The following is an 18,476-nucleotide window of genomic DNA, read 5'->3' as shown; positions in this document are numbered from 1 at the left end:
GTAATCCCTCGGGTATTTTGCCGCCACTTACGTATGCTCGCGGAGATCCCGCCGCCAGTTACGTAGACTTGCAATCATTTTGCCGCGAGTTGTGTTAGTTGGGTCTGGTTTGGCCGGGTTCCAAGCGGTGTTTTTGCACAGCGGTCAGGCTTGATCTATGCAAAAGCACCGCTTTCCACCCGAACAGACACCAGCTTTTTATTCCGCTAAGCCGAACAAAATTCGATAAGCCGTCAAAGTAAATCTTGCCATCAGTTACGTAAACCTGCAGAGATCCCGCCACTAGTTACGTGTGCTCGTACTCATCTCAGTGCCGACGGATACAGTCCCGCAGCCGAACAAAATGTGCAGAGCCTATTTTATCCTGAGTGTGCGATCTTACTGGCAGACAATGCGCTATAAGAGATTATGAGCGCTGATAAGAGGTGTGCGTATTGCGGCGCGCACCACTATCGGATGAAAATGCGGCAGGTTCAGCCGGATAGCACTTCGGTGCTATGCGACTTTAGCAGTGCAAAACGGATTAAGTCTGAACGGTTAATTACCCCGCAGATTACTCCGCGGGAATTCGCCGCCTGTTCGCGCGCTATTGCCGGCGACGGCACTGGCGAGTTGGCTGCGTTGGCTGCGGCTGCAATGCGACTTTCTTTATTTCCGCCGCGGTCGTCTGCACCATTCTCCGTGCCGCTGTCTGCGCCGTTATTCGTATTTCCGGTTGCGCGGACATAAAGCTTCGTTAATCGATCCTCACTCATTATTCGGGCCACATCCTCTAAAGATGCTCTATCCGGCACGGTAATAATATGGCGCCGCCCTAATTCCAGCACATTCAGCTTCAACACATGTTCAAGCTTTTCAGTGATTTTACGGTCGTCAACACCGGAACGGATTACTGCCGCAATCGGATCAAGATATTGGTGGTGGCGGTTGGAAAGTGCGCGGACAACGTCGCTTTCAGTAATCAATCCGACGGCATGACCGGTGGAATTTACGATTGGTGCTGAAGAAATATGTTTTTCGTCAAAAATTTGCACTGCTTCGGCAACCGTCGCTGTATCCGGAACTGTATATACTTCCCGCAAGAGAATCTCTGCCGGGATTGGCGTGTAGGGAGTTCGTGTGCGTCGGCGGGAAGTTTCGTCGAATCGATTCGTGCCGCACTTTCGTTGTCGCGAACATAAATAATTGCAAGTATTGCTGAGATTCCGGCAAGTACGGCCGAAAATATAAACGCACCATTCACGCCGAGAATTTGGGCATGCACATGGGCTTCGGATGTAGTTTGCGCAGCGGAAGCTGAACGGGTGATTAGCTCAGAAAGTGAAACAATTAAACCTGTTCCGAGTGAGCCGGCAACTTGGCGGAAAGTGTTGTTTACCGAAGTGCCGTGATTGATGATGCGGTTGTCTAACGCATTCATTCCCCAAGTTGTTACCGGCATGTTCACCGTATTTAATGCCATCATCCGAATCGCGAATACGGTACCGATAAGCAGAATCGGGGTGTTTTCGTCGAGGAAACAGAAGAAAATACTGGTGAGTGTGAGTGCGATTGTACCGCCGACGGCAAGACGCCGCGCGCCGTTTCGATCGAAAAACGTCCGGCAATCGGATTAATCACAGCAGAGAGCAGCGCTCCGGGGAGAAGCAATAAACCGGAAACTGTCGCTGGCATTCCGCGCATCTGCTGAACGTAGATTGGAATCAGTACGACGCCGCTCATTAAAGATGCCTGTACAAGCATTCCGATTATCGTGCTGATAGTAAACGAACGAATTTTCAGCACGCGAATTTGCAGTAAGGGCGTTTCGAGACGTAACTGTCTGAGGAAAAACGAGACCAGTGAAATGATGCCGACTAGTGCAACTGCAAGCTCAATCCATGAAAGCGGCGTGCCGGTTACGGAAGAAAGAACGTAAAGTACACCGCCGAAGCCGAGTGTGGAAAGGATAACTGAGGGGATGTCGAGCCGTTGATTCTTTCGTCCGCCTGCAGTTTTATTGGTGACAAAGCCAGAAGCTGCGAGGATAATCAACGCCAAAACAAAAATTCCGCGGAAGAGCCAGCGCCATGAGGCTGCGTCGATTACGATTCCGCTGACGGTTGGGCCGATGGCTGGCGCGAAAGAAATAACTAAACCAAAGAATCCCATTGCTGTGCCGCGTTTTTCAATCGGAAAAACGAGCATCATCACCGTCATTGTGAGCGGCATTAAAATTCCTGCGCCGATTGCCTGAGTGATGCGGCCGGTGAGGAGCATTGGGAAATTTACTGCCCATCCGCATAATGCTGAACCGAGGATGAATGACGCAACGGAGAAAATGTAGAGTCCGCGGACTGGAAAGCGGTCAGAGAAGTAGGCAGTGACCGGCACGAGAATGGAATTTACAAGCGTAAATCCGGAGACGAGCCACTGTGTGGTAGCTGCGCCAACATGCATATCTCGCATCACCGACGGAATTGCTGGATTAACGACGGTCTGGTTCAAGATCGTCACAAATGCAGCCAGAATTAGTACGCCGACCATTCTTTTCTGCTCTTTTGTAATCTGCACGCTAACCTCTCTTTTTAAGCGCGCCGATACGTACAAAAGCTAGGAAGGATTTCAGCGTGCTCTAGTGTTCATTAAAATTTGATACTTGCCTACTCTAGTCTGCACTGTGGAAATGCGGAGGAATCAGGCAATGTGAATTTGTAGATTGTGCGGGAGCCGGTATTATCCGCGGCCGGTATTTTCGGAATGTTCTGGGGGTTTCTGGAAGTGTATTAGTTTTGTTTCTGCTGGGAACGGATGGGATTTTGCTGAAGTGTGCGGGTGTGCGGATGTCCGAGTATGCGGGTGGGCAGATTTACTAGTATGCGGATGTGCAGGTTGTGATTCCGCATATTCGGCTTGTCCGTTGTTTTGTACTGATTCCACGACTGCTGCGGTCAGTTCGCGTAACATTTTGATGAAAAGAATTAGTTCCGCATTGCTGTGTTTGGCAAAATCTGAATCGGCGGACAGTCTGAACGGGTGAGCAAAATTGTGAGCTGCTAATTCGCTTTTCTGTGAAAGGTAAAGCAATGTCCGTCGGCGATCTTTCGGATCTGGGATTCGTTCTAGGTAACCTTGTGCTGTAAGGCGTTCCACCAGGTATGTGGCCGCTGCGCGGGTAATATTCAGTAAGTTTGCGAGTTTGGAGGGAGTGATGGGTTTATTATCGCGGGATGAACGCCAAATCAGCATCACTGCTTCGGTATCTCGCTGTGAAAGCCCGAGGTTATGTGCGTAGCTTCCCATTACACGTTGCGATTCTTGTAAAAGATAGTGAAATTCGAAAATTACATCTTTTCGCAGAATTCGTTCTTTTTGAATTTTTGCAGAAGCTGTTGTCTAGCGGTTTCGCGATATTTATCCGGTTGCTGTCTCGTCATACTGTTAATTATATTAACAGTTAAGTAATTTAACTAATTTGGCTGTAATGCTTTTATTTTCTGCGGTTTATCTGAAATTTTATAAAACCATAACGGTTGGTTTCCATAACGCTGATTTGGTGAACTGAAACGCAGAGGTGCGGCTGCCAAGAGCGAAGGCCCGGTATCTGGAATTGTTTCCCAGGAACCGAGCCTTCCGAAATTGGTTAAAAATTACGTTAACCGGCAAAAGTTTGCGGTGCGGAAATTATGCGGTGCAAGCTGCGAAAACAGCCGATTAAAACTTAATATCCAACAGTTTTAATCGAGTCTTTCAATGTTGCAATTGAGTGATCTAAACGTTCCTGCTCAGCGGCGTCGAAAGCGATGTTAAGACGTCGGGTAACGCCAGAGCGGCCAATAAGCGATGGGACGGAAATGGATACGCCGTCTTCGACGGAAGAAACAGGGAGGACCGCATTATGGTTTCCGAGAATTGCTTCGACAATACGTGCAGCAGAAACACCGATTGCGTAATTCGTCGCTCCTTTGCCTTCAATAATGCGATAGGCAGCATTGATTACTTCTTTTTCGATAGTGTCAAGTTTCTCTTCTGGGAAAGTGAGTGTGCCGTCTTCGCTGCGCCATTCACGAATCGGTACTTGACCGATAGTTGCTGAAGACCACAGCGCAAATTCAGAATCGCCGTGTTCGCCGACAATCATTGAGTGAACCGAACGGGCTGACACTCCGACATGTTTGCCGATTAGCCAACGTAATCGCGAGGAATCGAGAACTGTGCCCGAACCGAAAATACGGCCTTTTGGAAGGTCGAGAATTTTAGTGGCAACATAAGTAAGGACGTCAACAGGGTTGGTTAGTAATACAAACACCGCGTTCGGAGAGCGCTCGGCAAGCGGTAAGAGCATACTCTCAAGGATTGCGACGTTCTTTTCGGCTAAATCTAAGCGAGTCTGACCTGGATTTTGCTTCGCACCGGCGGTAATCACAATAACGTCAGAGTTCTCGGTTACCGCAATATCGGCTCCGCCCATAACTTTTGAGGCAAGCATGAACTGTGAACCGTGTGCGAGATCAAGTACTTCGGCTTCAACTTTCGGCTTATTAATGTCGTAGAGAGAAACTGTGGATGCTGATCCGCGAATCAGGGCGGCATATGCGGTGGCAGTGCCGACGGATCCGGCGCCAACCACGGTTAATTTTCGAGATGTTTTATCAGTCATATTCTTATTATTTCACTGCTTTTCCAATAGCGCTAGAGTCTTTTGCCTTCATTTTTTAAAAATGAATTGAACTTTTTGATTTTCCGGGCTGGGGTCGAAATTGGGTAGGGAATAGACTGGCAGAATCATGTGCCTAGCGGGAGTGTCAGATAAAGGTAAAGACCAATTCCCAATCACGACTCGTCAAGGGAGGCAGAAAGATACCCGTCCAGACCTGATAAAATCTAATCACTCAAAGGTGTAAGAGGGGGCTTTTGATACAGCCCCTCTAAAATGTTCGGGATGCAACTTTAAGGTATAAATAAAAATCCAACAATGATAGAAGCTGCAGCTGATAAAATACCAGCAACCGCAGTTACTATAAACGTTAGTTTTACCTGCTCTGAACCTTTCTTAATCGCATACCATGTAACTAAAAAAATAGCTGATGCAACAGTGAACAAGACTGTAATTACATACCACTCAAATACGGGGTTTCCTTGTATTCCTTTCGCGAGAAAGACAATAAAGAAACCTAATGCACTACCAGCTAAGCTCATTCCTCCAGCTAATAATCCACCCCGTAAGCCGCCATCTAATTTCTTTTCAACTAGCAAAACATACCTCCAATAGTGGGGATAAGACTCGTAACAAGTCCGGCCACAGGAACTGCGGCGCCGCCCGTAGCAATCCCAGCTGCTGTCCGCAAAGCACCGTTAATAATGCTGACTACTCCCATTCCTACCGAGCATTTATTAGCAGCACGATTTTCCAAAGCGCTTTGCTGGGCTTTTTCAATTTTAGATTTAAGCTCATTATAAGAAATTTCTTTAACTAAAACTCCATCTAAATATGAAGCAAACATTCTAGTAGAAGCATTGAAAGTAACAGTGTACGAATGTGCACCATCTGTAAATGTTTCAGTCACGTCTGGTTTATTTTGAACCGTGGAAAAAAGTGTTGTTTGTGCCTGTGCCTGCATAGTCGGCTGCTGAGGCACTAAAAGGAAGAGCGGAAGAAGGTGAAGTAAATGAAAAGAAAAGACCGCTTACGAGTGCAATCCCGGTTAATTTATGAGCGGTGTTCATGGGTGAAACTCCTTATGGAATATGTCAATGAAAAATGTAAAACACCTACCAGTATTGATAACAATAATCATTATATTTTTTCAAAGTGGGTATTTCAAGACATGCCTGCATGAAAGTAAGAGAATTTTTCACCGCAATAATGCATTTCTAGCGCCTTTCAAGACTTTTATTTAACGTCGAATATGGCGTTCCTGTGGGTGGTTGGGATTCCTGCGGCAATGTATTTGCGGGGAAGTTTAATGGTTGATATAAGAACTCGCTTGTCCATCCGTAAGTGGCGTGATGTTTTTGAGGTTTGAGACGGCTGCTTTTGGATGGGTGAACTGATGAGATGCCGCCCGTATTTACCAGGTACTCAAATATCGACTCCGCTCGAAGTTGAAAACGACTACCGGCGCATCGCCAATGCATCAGAGAAAATGGAAACTAGGGTAAAACACCTGAGAAGAAACCCAGACCATTTCATGCTGTCAAACTCCAGTCATGCCGCATATTCGACGGTAAGACCAAGCTTTCTGTTACGTAACTGGTGGCGGGGAGCAGAAAATTTTACGTAAGTGGTGGCAAGAACTCGGGCTGTTATTATTGCCGTCGAAAGTACTTGCATTTCCGCAGGTCACGGGCTTGTGATAACGACGGCTCTCCCGTCGCTACATAAAACTGTACATTTCGCCACCAGTTACGTAACCGTACAGGGCATTTTGCCACCACTTGAGATCGCGAGCATTTCGCCACCAGTTACGTGAACCCCGCAAGTGTTTTGCCACCACTTACGTAAACCCGCAAACGCTTTGCCACTAGTTACATAGGTCCGAAAGGTTATGTGTGCTGATTGTAAGTAGGGTGTGCTCCGGCTGTATGCAAAATATGCGCCGATTGTGAGCGGAATTTGCGTCAGTTCCGAAAGATAGCGACGTAACTGCTGCTTTAAAATGTCGTGATTGTAAAACTGCTGGTAATTACGTTTTACGTCTTCTTGTGTTTGCGACTATGTGTGGTAGTATGCATAAGTTAGGGTACCCTAATTTTGGATAATGTCATGTATTGACTTTGCGTCTTAACTTTCATTAAAGGAAAACATATGAAACAAAATAAGGAACGATTTTTTCGGCGCGCTTGTTTTCGGGCACGAATTTTTTGAGTGTGCTTGTTTTCGGATTGCTTGCATCCGTTGGCGGACTCGTCCCGATTACGGCTTTTTCCCCTGCAGCTTTTGCAGTCGAATTTGAGAAAGCGACTTTTGAATATGCAAAAGAGCACGTGAAACCGCAGACTCTAAGCTTTGGCGAATATCAAATTAAAATCTGGATTTTAGCTACGGGTTCATATGAGCTTAATAATTCTCGGGAATTTGTTATTTTTGGGGAGACTGCGTTGCCGCATACTGCGCAAGAACTAGGTGTTGCCGAGGAGAGCGGAAAATTCTATCTTCCATTTGACAGTAATTATGTACTTACTAATGGAGCTCTCCGTACTTGGCTTGCATGGCAGACAGTGGGAAATAAGTGGGATAGTCGCGTGTTCAAGAGTAACACTGTGCTTCGCTCTGCCAAAGACACTTTTAAATTAGTCGTCGCCGGAAATGAAGTTGAGCTGAAAGTACCGGATGCGGCAGAAGCGGGTTTGAATTTGGAACCGCTCGAAAGTGCCGTAACAGAGCACTTCAATATTTACTCGGCTGCGCAAAGCCGTGGAATGGAATTCACCGCTGACACTTTGCGTACTTTTATGGAAACACTTGATATTGCGCGGGCGCTAATTGCGAATGCTGCAACGGAGAATAAACCGAGTCAGGCACAGGCAGACGAAGCACGCAAAAAGCTGAATATCGCGGCAAGTGAGCTGAAGCCGAAGCCGTTTGATCGTACCGAACTGAATGAACTCATTGCGCAAGCTAATGCGAAATTTGCGCAAAACGGCAAAGGCGGAAAGCGGTATCTGCCAGCTGCTTATGAAAAACTTTCCTCTGCTTATAAAGAAGCGGTTCGCATTGTGCAGACGCCTGACTATGATTCGATTCAAGTTTCCGGACATGGTAAACCGCAAATTACGCATAAAGATTTCCGCAGTGCGGCAGATAAGCTGCGTAGTGTATTGGTTGATTTACCTACTGAATCCTTCAAATCCGCAGACGTAAGTGCGCTGCAGGCGGCATATAACTCGGCAATTATGCTGATGCCGGCGAAAGGAAATGGATTTGCTGCCGATTCCCGTGAAGCGTTTATGCGGGTTCTTGAGAATGTAAAAGAATTTTTAGTTGACACAGTTTATGCAACACCAGAATCTGTAAGTGCGCAGTTTAATGCATTATCACGTGCTCGTGATGCCCTGCAGGAAGTGAATTTGGGTAAGGAAATCAAGATTAAAGTTTCGTATCAGCACCCAATGTGGGACGCTGTGTCTGATTTGATTCATGAAAATTTTCGCGGCAATCAAGGAGAGGTTGTTGAGGAAATACTCAGCGTGCGTGATGGTGAAGAAGTGAGAATCCCGCTAACTCATCCGCTGATTAAAAAATTCGCTGGATTCGCTCCGGTATCATTCCATCTAAATTCTGACGACGGCTCCCATCGCTTTGCGCGGGTTTTTGTTCTGCCGAATGGAAAGAATATGCTTGCATTCCGTGCTTCTGCAGCAAATTCTGATGGTGTTGGTTCACTGGTTGTACGCTATGCTTCCGGTGTTGACAATCGCGTGCTTTCCCTTTCGGACGGGATTGCGGAAGCGGAAGAGTCTGGAGGAGCTGCTGCGGAGTCGGGAGAGAAAAAGATGCAGAATCTTCTGACGGCTCAGATTATGCTGCTGCGGGCAGTAAGAATTTAGGAATACAAAAACCGCATACTCCGATTTTGCTTGATGATTCGGTTGAGTCTGAAAAGAAATATTCGGGTAAATATTCGGGTAAGCTGGCGCAAACCGGCAGTTCTCTCGGGCTAGTTTCAGCCGCAGCAGTTTTACTGGGAATAGTTGGTCTGGCAATGCGGCGCCGTCGTGAAAATATCTAAAAATCGCTGCCGCGAAAGCTGATTGCTGTTTCAAAAGCTGATTGCTGTTTCGAAAGCTAATCGCTGCCCTGAATTGTGAAAGCCTCGCAGGTTTTAAACCGCCGAGGCTTTCACAATATTCAGGTTCTTGCCAGAATCATCATCTAATCGCTGGCGGCTGGCTGCCTAATCAGCTGCCGTGAGGATAAACAAGATTCTGAAAAGTTTCGCCTAGCTGCTTGCTTCCGCATTATGCTGATGCATTTTCCATCTTGTAACGCCGGGTTGCAGCAAGCGATACCATGCCGATAACAAGTGCGATTGCGGCAAATCCGGCGAAACCTGCTGCGTCTGCACCAGTTTTCGCAAGCAGCGGAGTTGCGGGAGCTGCGGCAGTTTTAGCTGTATTCACTGGTCCTGCCTTTTGGTCTGCACCCGAAACGGCAGGAGTTTTGCCGGCTGCGGCAGGATCTGAAGTGTTTGCACAAGGGACTGTTACACCAAGTCCGGCTGCAGCAGACACAAGTTCGGCACCCTTTTCGTTAAGCACGGTAAGCGGCAGGAATGCGGACTTTGCCCCATTCTCACACTTTGCATTTGCATGTATTGCAACCGGCTTATCGAGATATCCGACGCCGTCGGCAGTTACAATCGCATTCTCTTTCGAAGCATTTGCGTCTTCAAGAGTATTGTTCACATCAGCGCTTACTGCAGCATCAGCAAGTTTAACCGTAACTTTTTGCGTTTTTGCTTCTCCATCTTGTGAGAACGATAGCCCGCGCAGGTGTACATTTGCGTTCACCTTAGTGCCGTCGATATTTGAATCGAGAGTTACACCGACGGAAGAAACGGCTGTCCGCGGCTGCACGGTTGGATTATTGGTCAAATACTTCTGGAGCCATTCACGGTCAAGACCCTCTGAAATAGTGGTTAGCGTCTTTGCAATCGACGGATCTTTCAGAATGTCAAAGGAATCGCCGCCGGCGAGCAGGAAAGTAACTGAACCGACTGAGTAGAGTTTATCCGGATTGATTGGCTTGCCGTCAATCAAAATTGAGGTAATCCGTTCGCCCATTTTCTTGGCCGGATCAAAAGTGTATTTCACATTAGCGGAAAGACCAAGCTTCAGCATTGGGCGGGAAGAATTTTTCCGAGCTGCTTCCACTGCTGCTCAAGCAAAGTCTTAAACTGTGCGCCCGTCATCTTCACATATCCGACCTCATTTGAGAAAGGCTGGGCAGCGAAGACGTCTCCCACCGTGAGCTTACCGCCGGCAGATACAAGGTCTGCGCGAATCCCGCCAGCATTGATAATCCCAATATCGATTGGATTTCCGTCGAGATCCTTGAAAGTATTCTTCATCGAATCGCCAATCAAACCGCCGATAGTGGATTCAGTACCGCGGTTCTCACCGCCGCCTTTCTGGATTCCGCGGTAGAAAGAGCCGGTGCCTGTGGAAACTACTTCTGCTTTCTTTTCTTTCGCTTTCGCTGCCGCGGCGTCAACTACTTTCTTTACGGCTTCATCTTCACCGCATGCGGCTACGTCAGCTGCAGGAATCTGAATTGCTTTCGAAGCGACTATTTTGCCCTCTTTTTTGTTGTAAACAAATTGCAGGTTTGAAAGATTATCGGTAAAGGATCCGGAAGCAGTTGCTGAAAGCACATGCCCGTCGTTCGCCTTTACTTGGGTGAAGTAGTATGGCTTGTGGGTGTCGCCGCCCATGATTCCATCCACGTACTTCCCCATGAGCGGGTAGGAGCGTTCGACATCATTATCGAACATTGCCACTACGATATCGGCTTTCTTTTCGGTCTTTAATTGCTCGGCAATTTTATTAATAACCGGTGCCGGCTTGTTGAAAGTCAGCGAATCGACGGTTCCCGGGGCAAGCTTGGTTGCCACATCATCTTCGATTGCCCCGATGAAAGCAATTTTCACGCCTGATGGTGCAGTCCAAATCGCGTAGTCGTCAAGGTAAGGTTTCAGCCCTTCAACGTTTGCTCCAAGGTATCTGAAATCGATACGTGAAAAACCGTTCTTTCCTTCGAAGCGGTCTTTCAGGGCTTGGATTCCTTTGTCGAATTCGTGATTGCCAATTGTGGAAGCAAAAACTCCCATCTTATTGAGTGCTTCGATTGTCGGGTTGTCATTCTGGCTTCCGGAGGTGAATGGGGAAGCGCCGATGTTGTCTCCCAACAGGAGAAATTGGGAATCGGGATTCTTTTCTTTTGCCTTGTTGATATAGCAGGATGTTGCGGCGAGACCAGCTTCTGTAACAGCTCCGGTCTTTGAATTTGTTACTTTCTCAATATGCCCGTGGATATCGGTAAGATTGTATAGGTCGATGGTTACTTGATCGGTGCTGGTATTAGTTTCAGCGGCCGTTGGCGGCTCGGCAGCAGTGCCTGGTGTGCTTGTTTCTGCTGCTAGTGCTGCCGATGGCGCCAAGATCAAGGAAAGTGCTGCTGCTGTTGAAACAGATAGCCGCTTCATTGAAATCGTCATTGCTCTTCCTAGTTTTGTTTTCGGTCTATGTCTAAAGTTTTGACGCTAGTGCAAGTGTCGCTAAAATTCTAATCCTTTTTCCGTGCCGGAGATACCGAAAATTGCGATTTGCAATGATGTTTCCTGATTGTTTAAAAAATGTTTTCGTTTGCGTCGTCGGGCGGTAATTCCAAGCGTGGTTTGAGTGTGTTTAATCCGGTTCTTTAATGCTGCTGCATACCTGCGCAGATTTTATTTTCGTGTGTGGTTTTTGGTTATTGTTTATTAGATATTGCTGTTAGATATGGTTCGCGTACGGCAATGTTTAATTTCGATTAATTTTTCGGTTTACCGTGCAAATCCGCTGTGAGACAATTAGATATGAGATATTATCCGGAGAAAGACTCGTTAAAGCGCCTTACGGTTCTCGCGGCGGCTTTTTGGCTGCTGCCGATACCATGTATTGCCTGGGCGCGTTATGTTGACTCGCATTCGAAACATATCTTCCTGTTTTTGCTGATAGTTTTCCCGCTGCTTACCGCGGTTCTCGCAATTAGCGACGGAATCCGACATGGATTTTGCTGGTGGTGGATTGCGGCTCCGTTCTTGTTTTTCTTTTCCGCACTGTACATTTTTTATAACGATTCTGGCTTAATTTATGGTGTTATATATTCCGGTTTCGGTACCGTCGGTATGATAATCGGGTATTTGATTTGGTGCTTTAAAAAGCGGTGAAGTGGTGAAGTTGTAGGCGGGAAGCGGTGAAGCTGCAGGTAAGTTTTGAAGTGGTATGCGGTGAAGTTGTAGGCGGGAAAGTTGTGAAGCAGTATTGCTGAAGGACTTGAAATCAGCAGCAGATTTGGTGTGTTTTGTTTTTAGGAGCTGACCGGCGGGATCGGCTTTGGCGGCGCTTCATTTTTCTTTGTGTTAATGCAATGAAGCTGGTGTTTGTTCGGATGGAAAGTGGTGTTTTTGCATAGATCAAGCCTGACCGCTGTGCAAAAACACCGCTCGGAACCCGGCTAAACTGGAACCGGCCAAACTTGGACCCAACTAAAAAGGCGCTGCATATTTTGTTTGTACCGCGAGTATCGGCTGACCTAAGTGAGGGCAAAGTACCCGCAAGCTCACGTAACTAGTGGCAGAATCAATCCAGACTCACGTAAGTGGCGGCAGAATCAATCCGGGCATTACGTATGCGGCGGCAAAGCGCTCGTGATCTCACATAACTGATGGCATAATTCCCGTGATATTAGGTAAGTGATGGCAAAATGTGTAGTTTTCAACGTAAGTGATGGCATAATCTCTGTGAGCATACGTAATTGGTGGCAAAATGGATGGTTTTGCGTAACGACGGGAGTACCGTCGTTATCGTGAGCCTGTGACCTGCGGAAATGCAATCGCTTCCGACGGCAATAATTTCAACCCGAGTTCTTGCCGCCACTTACGTAGTGCGCCTGACTTCCCGTCACCAGTTACGTAGTGCGCCTGACTTCCCGTCACCAGTTGCGTGGTGTTGGTATCTCCGTCGTTAATATATGTAACGAACCTGACTTTCCGCCGCCGGTTACGTAGAAAAACTAAGTTCCCGCTGCTAGTTACGCAGCGTTTTTGGTCTGCTGAGTTCGGTTTTAATCTTGGCGTTGTGGTATCGGTATTCGTTATGACTTGTGGAAAGGTAAAATGGTTGTCGTGGTAAATGTACGATTTCAGATTTTAACGGAAATTCCGTCGGAAAATTTACGAAACCAGATTGTCCGTATCTGGCAGGGGAATGTCGAAGCGGGTGCAGCTTTAGGTGCGCGCCAGGGCGATCCGCTTTCGCGGTATGAAGAAATGCTGGCAGCTCATGAGCTTGCAATGAGTTCAGGGAATGGGCTGCTTATTGTGATGGCGGATGCCGGCGCAGATTCGAATAATGATGCCGGCGCAGACGGATTCGGCACAGTTCTCGGTTTTGCGTGGTGGATTCTCGGAATTCCCGAAGGTAAACCGCGCCATATTGCGACGGTGAAGCGGCTGCAGGTGGATCGGAATCGGCGTGGTGAAAAACTCGGCCGCCTGCTTTTGGACTATGTTCACTCTCCTGAAGTGCTTTCCTTACTGCCGGCGGAAGTAGAATTTCTGCATTTGCAGTTCCGCTCCGGCGAAGGGCTTGGGCAGCTGTATGCGCAGTACGGATATGAAGTAAATGTGCGTTGGGATTTTATCCGGAAAAATGACGGCGGTGAATACGACGGCTGGATTGAGATGATTCGTACTCGCAGCGGTGCCGCTCTGCCGGAAATTCAATTGTGATATCTGCCGTCTCTTACGCAATGCCGACGGCGGGTTAATGGTTAGCGGAAAAATAGTCAGCAGGCAGCAAGCAGGCTGCAGGCAGTCGGCGCAGATTTTGCCGGTAAGTATAAGTTCTTCGGGTTTGGAAATATTTTTGGGATATTTTTGGAAATATTTTAATGGGGTTAATCCAGCTCGTTGCGGTCAATCTGGTCTACCGCATACACTTTTGGAATCTGGGAAATTGAGCGAAGCAGCTCGTGCTGCGGGTGGCGGCCAACAAACTTCATGATTATCCGCATTCCGTCGCCTTCTTCTGTTTTAATAGCGGCGGTTGAGGTGATAGCTGCTTTGTATCCTTGAGCTGAGGCGATTTCAAGAATTCGATGCATGATTCCGTGCCCGGATTTGTATTCGATTACGGTGCGCATATCTTGCCGTTTACTCGGTATCTTGTTTGTGAGCGGGCCGATTGCGAACACGGTGAGGTAGTGCAGGAATAGCGCATAGCAGGCGATGCCGAACATTGATGCTCCGCATGATACGCCTAAGGCGGCTGAGAGCCAGACGGTTGCTGCGGTAGTGAGCCCGCGTACGGCGTCTTTATTCACGAAAATTACACCTGCTCCGATAAAACCGATACCGGAGACTATCTGCGCGGCAATGCGTGAAGGGTCTGTGGGAACTGATGTGTTTTGTGCGGGGGTAAATCCGTATGCGGAAATAAGGGTAAAAGGCATGCGCCTACACCGACAAGTATGTGTGTTTTTACGCCGGCATTTTTATGGTGTATTTGGCGTTCGATACCGAGAAACGTGCAGAGGGTAAAGCAGATTGTGAGTGCGGTGAATTGTTGGGCGATTGGGGATAGGTCGGCAAATATTGGCATTTTGGCTCTCCTGGCTTTGTTGAATCTTTGTTGAATGCGGTGTTTACGGCAGATTTGTGAGCAGGGCGGGAGTGTGCGGTTGCTGCGGCCGCGGTAGGTTTTGCGGGCGGTTTTTAATCGCAGGGATTTTATTTTTTCTAGTTTTCATGTCGGTGTTAAATGATTGACTTTTGAAATCTGGTGTGTTCTAATCATAATGAACGCGCGTTCATTAAGTAATAGTGTACGTTTATCGTTCAAAAATAGAAAACTGTTTAACTGCGAAGAAGCAGTATTGGTTACGAAGGAGCCAATATGAAAGTCCGCAAAACTATCGCCGCAATTTCCGCATTCACACTGGCAGCTATGGGAATGACTGCTTGTTCTAACATCCTAGATCCAACTGCGGAAGGAGCAATTACCGTTTATTCCAACTCAATTTCAGACGGTCGGGGAGATTGGCTGAAAGAACAGGCGAAAAAGCCGGGTTTGAGCTAAACCTTGTCGATATCGGCGGCGGAGATGTTTACAACAAACTAGTTGCCGAAAAAGAGAATCCTGTTGCAGATGTATTTTTTGGATTGAATGATATCTACGGTCATAATCTTGCAGCTCAAGGGCTGCTCGCGGAATATCGGCCGGCATGGGCAGACGAAGTGGATACCAATGGTGCCGGTGATGCGAAAACGTATTGGCCCATCATCCGCGAACCAATCATGCTTGTGTGCAGCACAAACGTCTACCCGACTGCTGCCGATATGCCGCAAGATTGGACGGATTTATGGACAAAACCGAAATTTAACGGCAGATACGAGTTCAGCGGTTCGCTTGGCGGCGGTACCACACAGCTTGTAATCTCAGGTATTCTTTCCCGCTATCCTGATCCAAAAGGAAAACTGGGTATTTCTAATGCAGGGTGGGAAGCGGTAAAAGCATATTATGAGCACGGTTCGCGTCAGGTCGACGGAACTGATTTATATGCGCGTATTTCGCAAGGTGAAGTAGACTGCGGGCAAATGTGGCTCGCCGGTAAAATCGTCCGTGAAAAACAGTTCGATGTAAAAACTGAGGCCGTGCGTCCGGAAATTGGTGTTCCAATGGTGCATCAGTTCCTTGGTATCGTCAAAGGTTCAAAGAATGAAAAGGCTGCGGAAAAGTTTATCGACTGGTTCGGCAGTGCGCAGATGCAGGGCGAGTGGAGCAAAGAATTCGGTACGGCTCCTGCCAATATGAACGCAAAGGGTGATCCGGCAGTAGTTGCATACACCGACTCGTTTACCGCGCAGAATATTGATTGGGCTTTTGTTGCGGAAAATCTCGGCTCCTGGATTGAAGAAATTGAACTCAATTACGTGAAGTGATATTTAGGAACAGAATCCATGATTAAGTTTGAGAACATTGAGGTTGCATACGCGGACTTCGTTGCAATTCCTGATTTCAGCCTGGAAATCAAAGAAGGAGAATTCTTTACTTTCCTCGGTCCCTCGGGCTGCGGGAAAACTACCGCCCTTCGGGCTTTAGCCGGGCTGATTGAACCAACTAAGGGGAAGATTTACATCGACGGTGAAGACGTTACGAAACTTCCCTCTGACAAGCGGCAAGTCGGAATGGTATTTCAAAACTATGCACTTTTCCCAACGATGAGCGTGTACGACAATATTGCATTCGGCTTGAAAGTAAAGAAAATGTCCCGTGATGAAATAGATGATCGGGTGAAAGCCATCGCCAAAGAAGTTGAACTTAGCGGGCGGCAGCTGCAGCGTAATATTGGTGAGCTTTCTGGCGGCCAGCAGCAGCGCGTCGCTATTGCCCGTTCTCTTGTAATGCGGCCGAAGATTCTGCTTCTCGATGAACCGCTTTCGAATCTTGATGCAAAACTGCGTCAGCAGTTACGTGTCCAGATTAAAGATATGCAGCGCCACTTTGGAATTACGTCGGTATATGTGACGCATGACCAGACAGAAGCGTTAACGATGAGCGACGGTATTGCCGTCATGAATCACGGACGCATTGAACAGGTTGGGACGCCGCGTGAAGTTTATTCTGCGTCGAAAACTGAATTCGTGTGTACATTCATTGGTGAAGCTAATCTACTTCCGGTTGAACTGCTGCGCAGACAAGGAATGGCTGCAGCAGGGGATACGGCGTATGCGCGTGTGGAGCGGGTGTCTTTACATGAGATGAATGCCGTCTTACCGAAAGAGCGGATAGTTTTTGAAGGAAAAATCGTCAGTTCGCGCTATGAGGGGACGAGCAGCACTTACCTGATAGATTATGGCGCACCGGAACCGATGCAAACCATTATTAACGAAGACGGTTCCTCTCCGTTCCAGATTGGCGACTCATGCGCTGTGAGTATCAAGCGGGACGATATTCTCTTCTATGAAGGAAAAAATAATGGATAAACGCAGTGAAATGATGCGCTCGATGCGAAGAATGCTGCGGAACCCGTTTAATGCAGTTGTGCTTGCACTGGTCATGTGGTTCATTGCCGCCTTTTTGCTTCTGCCGGCGATAAACGTATTAATTTCAGCATTTACCGTGGAGGGGATGTAACATTTCGGGTATTTAACCGTTTGTTTGCATCCGAGAAAGCGATTAATTCGCTCAAAAACAGTTTTCTGCTTGCGGCAGTCCTCTCGGTGACAGTTAATATAACAGGGATTTTTATCGTTTTAGTTACTCGTTATTTTGCAATCAAAGGTGCGAAAATTCTGTGGATTGGCTATGCCACATCGCTCGTGTACGGCGGGATAACACTCGTCTCCGGATATAAGTTTATTTATGGGCAAAACGGCTATTTGACACAGCTGATGCTGAAAGTATTTCCGGGAATGGATGCTGCATGGTTCTCAGGAATGCTTGCAGTGGTCTTTGTAATGACTTTTGCGACCACTGGAAACCATATGCTCTTTTAGGGAACTCGATGGCGGGAGTGGATTATCAAACCATTGAAGCTGCGCGAATGATGGGAGCGTCTGCATGGAAGACGCTGTTCAGGGTGGTGATTCCGACTCTTAAACCGATGATTTTTGCCATCACCACTCTCACTTTCCTTAGCGGGCTGGGGGCAATGACTGCCCCGCTGATTTTGGGCGGTGAAGAATTTCAGACTGTTGCTCCAATGATGCTCACCTTTGCGAACACATCCGGTTCTCGCGATTTAGCTGCGGGACTGGCACTGTTTCTTGGTGCGGCAACGCTGATTTTGGTGGCAGTTTTGAACAAGATTCAGCGCAATGGCCAGTATTTCTCGGTATCCAAAGTTCCTTCAGCAATTAAAAAACAAAAGATTGAAAATCCAATCGCAAATGTGCTCGTACACATAGCAGCTTACGTCCTGTTCTTAATCTATATTATTCCGCCGGTAATGATTACGATTTTTTCTTTTACCGATGCGAAAGCAATTCAGACCGCTAATATCACTTCCGAATCGTTTACTTTTGAGAATTATCGTTACGCGCTCACAGAAGCGAGTGGTTTGCAGCCGTTAATTGTTTCAGTAATTTACAGTGCGCTTGCGGCAATAATCGTCGTTATCATGATTCTGTTTACAGCGCGGATCGTGAACAAGTTCCGTAATCCGATAACTGTACTTATTGAATACCTGCTGCATATTCCATGGGTGCTGCCGTCGGTGCTGATTGCGCTTGGTTTAATCGTTACGTACTCGCGCAGCCGTGCAATTGTCGGCGGATTGGTGCTTACTGGTACGACGGTGCTGCTGTTGGTCGGTTATATTGCGGAAAAGATTCCATTTAGCTTCCGGCTTTTGAAAGCATCGTTTGCCGGTATTCATGAAAGTCTTGAAGAGGCGGCGGCAATGCTTGGCGCTTCAACTTTCTATATCACGCGAAAGATTCTAGTTCCAATGGTATTGCCGACGGCACTTGCCGTCGGTGCGCTGAACTTTAACTCGCTGCTTGAAGATTTTAATGTGTCTACTTTTCTTTCGCATCCGGTGCTGCAGCCTCTGGGGGTAGTAATTCGGCAAGTGACGCAGGGGGATACGGTTAAAGACTCAACGGCACTGATTTTCGTTTACACGGTAATCCTGATGATTATTGGTTCCATTATCCTGTGGGCTGTTTACGGGGAACATAAAAACTAAAAGCATTTATTGGAAAACGACGGAATTGTAAGTATTCACT

At 47.4% G+C, this 18,476-nt stretch carries 19 protein-coding genes and 1 pseudogene; 10 read left to right on the top strand and 10 right to left on the bottom strand.

Annotated elements, in window-relative coordinates; genetic code table 11:
* Positions 1–473 precede the first annotated feature (473 nt).
* The 7 genes from RQN30_RS06735 to RQN30_RS06705 all read right to left on the bottom strand — a co-directional run bounded on the left by RQN30_RS06735 (position 474) and on the right by RQN30_RS06705 (position 5,600).
* Positions 474–1,034, bottom strand: a complete 561-nt coding sequence (locus tag RQN30_RS06735) for a CBS domain-containing protein (protein WP_353059814.1) — start codon at positions 1,032–1,034, stop codon at positions 474–476.
* The gene (locus RQN30_RS06730; protein ID WP_353059813.1) at positions 989–1,462 is read right to left on the bottom strand and encodes a hypothetical protein; all 474 of its coding nucleotides are present in this window, start codon (positions 1,460–1,462) and stop codon (positions 989–991) included. The genes RQN30_RS06735 and RQN30_RS06730 overlap by 46 nt, the downstream gene beginning before the upstream one ends.
* A complete protein-coding gene (locus tag RQN30_RS06725; protein WP_353059812.1) occupies positions 1,462–2,553 on the bottom strand; it encodes a DHA2 family efflux MFS transporter permease subunit in 1,092 nt (363 codons plus the stop codon). The genes RQN30_RS06730 and RQN30_RS06725 overlap by 1 nt, the downstream gene beginning before the upstream one ends.
* A 162-nt stretch (positions 2,554–2,715) precedes the next feature.
* Entirely contained in the window at positions 2,716–3,282 is a 567-nt protein-coding gene (locus RQN30_RS06720) for a MarR family winged helix-turn-helix transcriptional regulator (protein ID WP_353059811.1), read from the bottom strand.
* A 418-nt stretch (positions 3,283–3,700) separates the two neighbouring features.
* Positions 3,701–4,639, bottom strand: coding sequence for an L-lactate dehydrogenase (locus RQN30_RS06715; RefSeq protein ID WP_353059810.1), 939 nt, complete (start codon positions 4,637–4,639; stop codon positions 3,701–3,703).
* A 290-nt stretch (positions 4,640–4,929) separates the two neighbouring features.
* Positions 4,930–5,235, bottom strand: a complete 306-nt coding sequence (locus tag RQN30_RS06710) for a hypothetical protein (protein ID WP_353059809.1) — start codon at positions 5,233–5,235, stop codon at positions 4,930–4,932.
* Positions 5,229–5,600 carry a hypothetical protein gene (locus RQN30_RS06705; protein ID WP_353059808.1) on the bottom strand — a complete coding sequence of 124 codons (372 nt, stop codon included), beginning with the start codon at positions 5,598–5,600 and terminating at the stop codon, positions 5,229–5,231. Before RQN30_RS06705 ends, RQN30_RS06710 begins: the two co-directional genes overlap by 7 nt.
* A gap of 1,249 nt (positions 5,601–6,849) precedes the next feature.
* Between RQN30_RS06705 and RQN30_RS06700 the strand changes: the two genes are divergently transcribed.
* Both RQN30_RS06700 and RQN30_RS06695 read left to right on the top strand, forming a co-directional pair.
* The gene (locus tag RQN30_RS06700) at positions 6,850–8,529 is read left to right on the top strand and encodes a hypothetical protein (RefSeq protein WP_353059807.1); all 1,680 of its coding nucleotides are present in this window, start codon (positions 6,850–6,852) and stop codon (positions 8,527–8,529) included.
* Positions 8,530–8,555: 26 nt separating this feature from the next.
* Positions 8,556–8,711 (top strand): LPXTG cell wall anchor domain-containing protein, encoded by a 156-nt coding sequence (locus RQN30_RS06695; RefSeq protein WP_353059806.1) that lies wholly within the window; start codon positions 8,556–8,558, stop codon positions 8,709–8,711.
* Positions 8,712–8,940: 229 nt separating this feature from the next.
* On the opposite strand, the gene RQN30_RS06690 is transcribed toward RQN30_RS06695, so the two are convergent.
* The gene (locus RQN30_RS06690; RefSeq protein WP_353059805.1) at positions 8,941–9,855 is read right to left on the bottom strand and encodes a 5'-nucleotidase C-terminal domain-containing protein; all 915 of its coding nucleotides are present in this window, start codon (positions 9,853–9,855) and stop codon (positions 8,941–8,943) included.
* On the bottom strand, positions 9,816–11,198 hold the full coding sequence (locus RQN30_RS06685; protein WP_353059804.1) for a bifunctional metallophosphatase/5'-nucleotidase: 1,383 nt from the start codon (positions 11,196–11,198) through the stop codon (positions 9,816–9,818). Before RQN30_RS06685 ends, RQN30_RS06690 begins: the two co-directional genes overlap by 40 nt.
* A gap of 360 nt (positions 11,199–11,558) precedes the next feature.
* Between RQN30_RS06685 and RQN30_RS06680 the strand changes: the two genes are divergently transcribed.
* Complete coding sequence (locus tag RQN30_RS06680; RefSeq protein ID WP_353059803.1) at positions 11,559–11,912, top strand: biotin synthase; 354 nt, start codon at positions 11,559–11,561, stop codon at positions 11,910–11,912.
* 957 nt (positions 11,913–12,869) lie between these two features.
* Entirely contained in the window at positions 12,870–13,475 is a 606-nt protein-coding gene (locus tag RQN30_RS06675) for a hypothetical protein (protein ID WP_353059802.1), read from the top strand.
* Between the two features lie 167 nt (positions 13,476–13,642).
* Here RQN30_RS06675 and RQN30_RS06670 read toward each other — a convergent pair.
* Positions 13,643–14,346 (bottom strand): annotated as a pseudogene (locus tag RQN30_RS06670) (MgtC/SapB family protein).
* Between the two features lie 294 nt (positions 14,347–14,640).
* Here RQN30_RS06670 and RQN30_RS06665 point away from each other — a divergent pair.
* Genes RQN30_RS06665 through RQN30_RS06640 form a run of 6 tightly spaced genes read left to right on the top strand, consistent with a single transcriptional unit; the run spans position 14,641 to position 18,436 of the window.
* Positions 14,641–14,823, top strand: coding sequence for a hypothetical protein (locus tag RQN30_RS06665; protein ID WP_353059801.1), 183 nt, complete (start codon positions 14,641–14,643; stop codon positions 14,821–14,823).
* On the top strand, positions 14,784–15,686 hold the full coding sequence (locus tag RQN30_RS06660) for an extracellular solute-binding protein (protein WP_353059800.1): 903 nt from the start codon (positions 14,784–14,786) through the stop codon (positions 15,684–15,686). The genes RQN30_RS06665 and RQN30_RS06660 overlap by 40 nt, the downstream gene beginning before the upstream one ends.
* Positions 15,687–15,704: 18 nt before the next feature.
* Positions 15,705–16,730 carry an ABC transporter ATP-binding protein gene (locus RQN30_RS06655; RefSeq protein WP_353059799.1) on the top strand — a complete coding sequence of 342 codons (1,026 nt, stop codon included), beginning with the start codon at positions 15,705–15,707 and terminating at the stop codon, positions 16,728–16,730.
* Positions 16,723–16,881 (top strand): hypothetical protein, encoded by a 159-nt coding sequence (locus RQN30_RS06650; RefSeq protein ID WP_353059798.1) that lies wholly within the window; start codon positions 16,723–16,725, stop codon positions 16,879–16,881. The genes RQN30_RS06655 and RQN30_RS06650 overlap by 8 nt, the downstream gene beginning before the upstream one ends.
* Positions 16,882–16,901: 20 nt before the next feature.
* Positions 16,902–17,243, top strand: a complete 342-nt coding sequence (locus RQN30_RS06645; RefSeq protein ID WP_353059797.1) for a hypothetical protein — start codon at positions 16,902–16,904, stop codon at positions 17,241–17,243.
* Between the two features lie 8 nt (positions 17,244–17,251).
* Positions 17,252–18,436 (top strand): ABC transporter permease subunit, encoded by a 1,185-nt coding sequence (locus RQN30_RS06640; protein WP_353059796.1) that lies wholly within the window; start codon positions 17,252–17,254, stop codon positions 18,434–18,436.
* Positions 18,437–18,476: the final 40 nt, after the last annotated feature.

It is taken from the genome of Arcanobacterium hippocoleae, assembly GCF_040360365.1.
In the GTDB taxonomy this organism is placed as follows: domain Bacteria; phylum Actinomycetota; class Actinomycetes; order Actinomycetales; family Actinomycetaceae; genus Arcanobacterium_A; species Arcanobacterium_A hippocoleae_A.
Note: the sequence above shows the minus strand (reverse complement) of the source record. Positions and strands in the feature narration are given on the sequence as shown.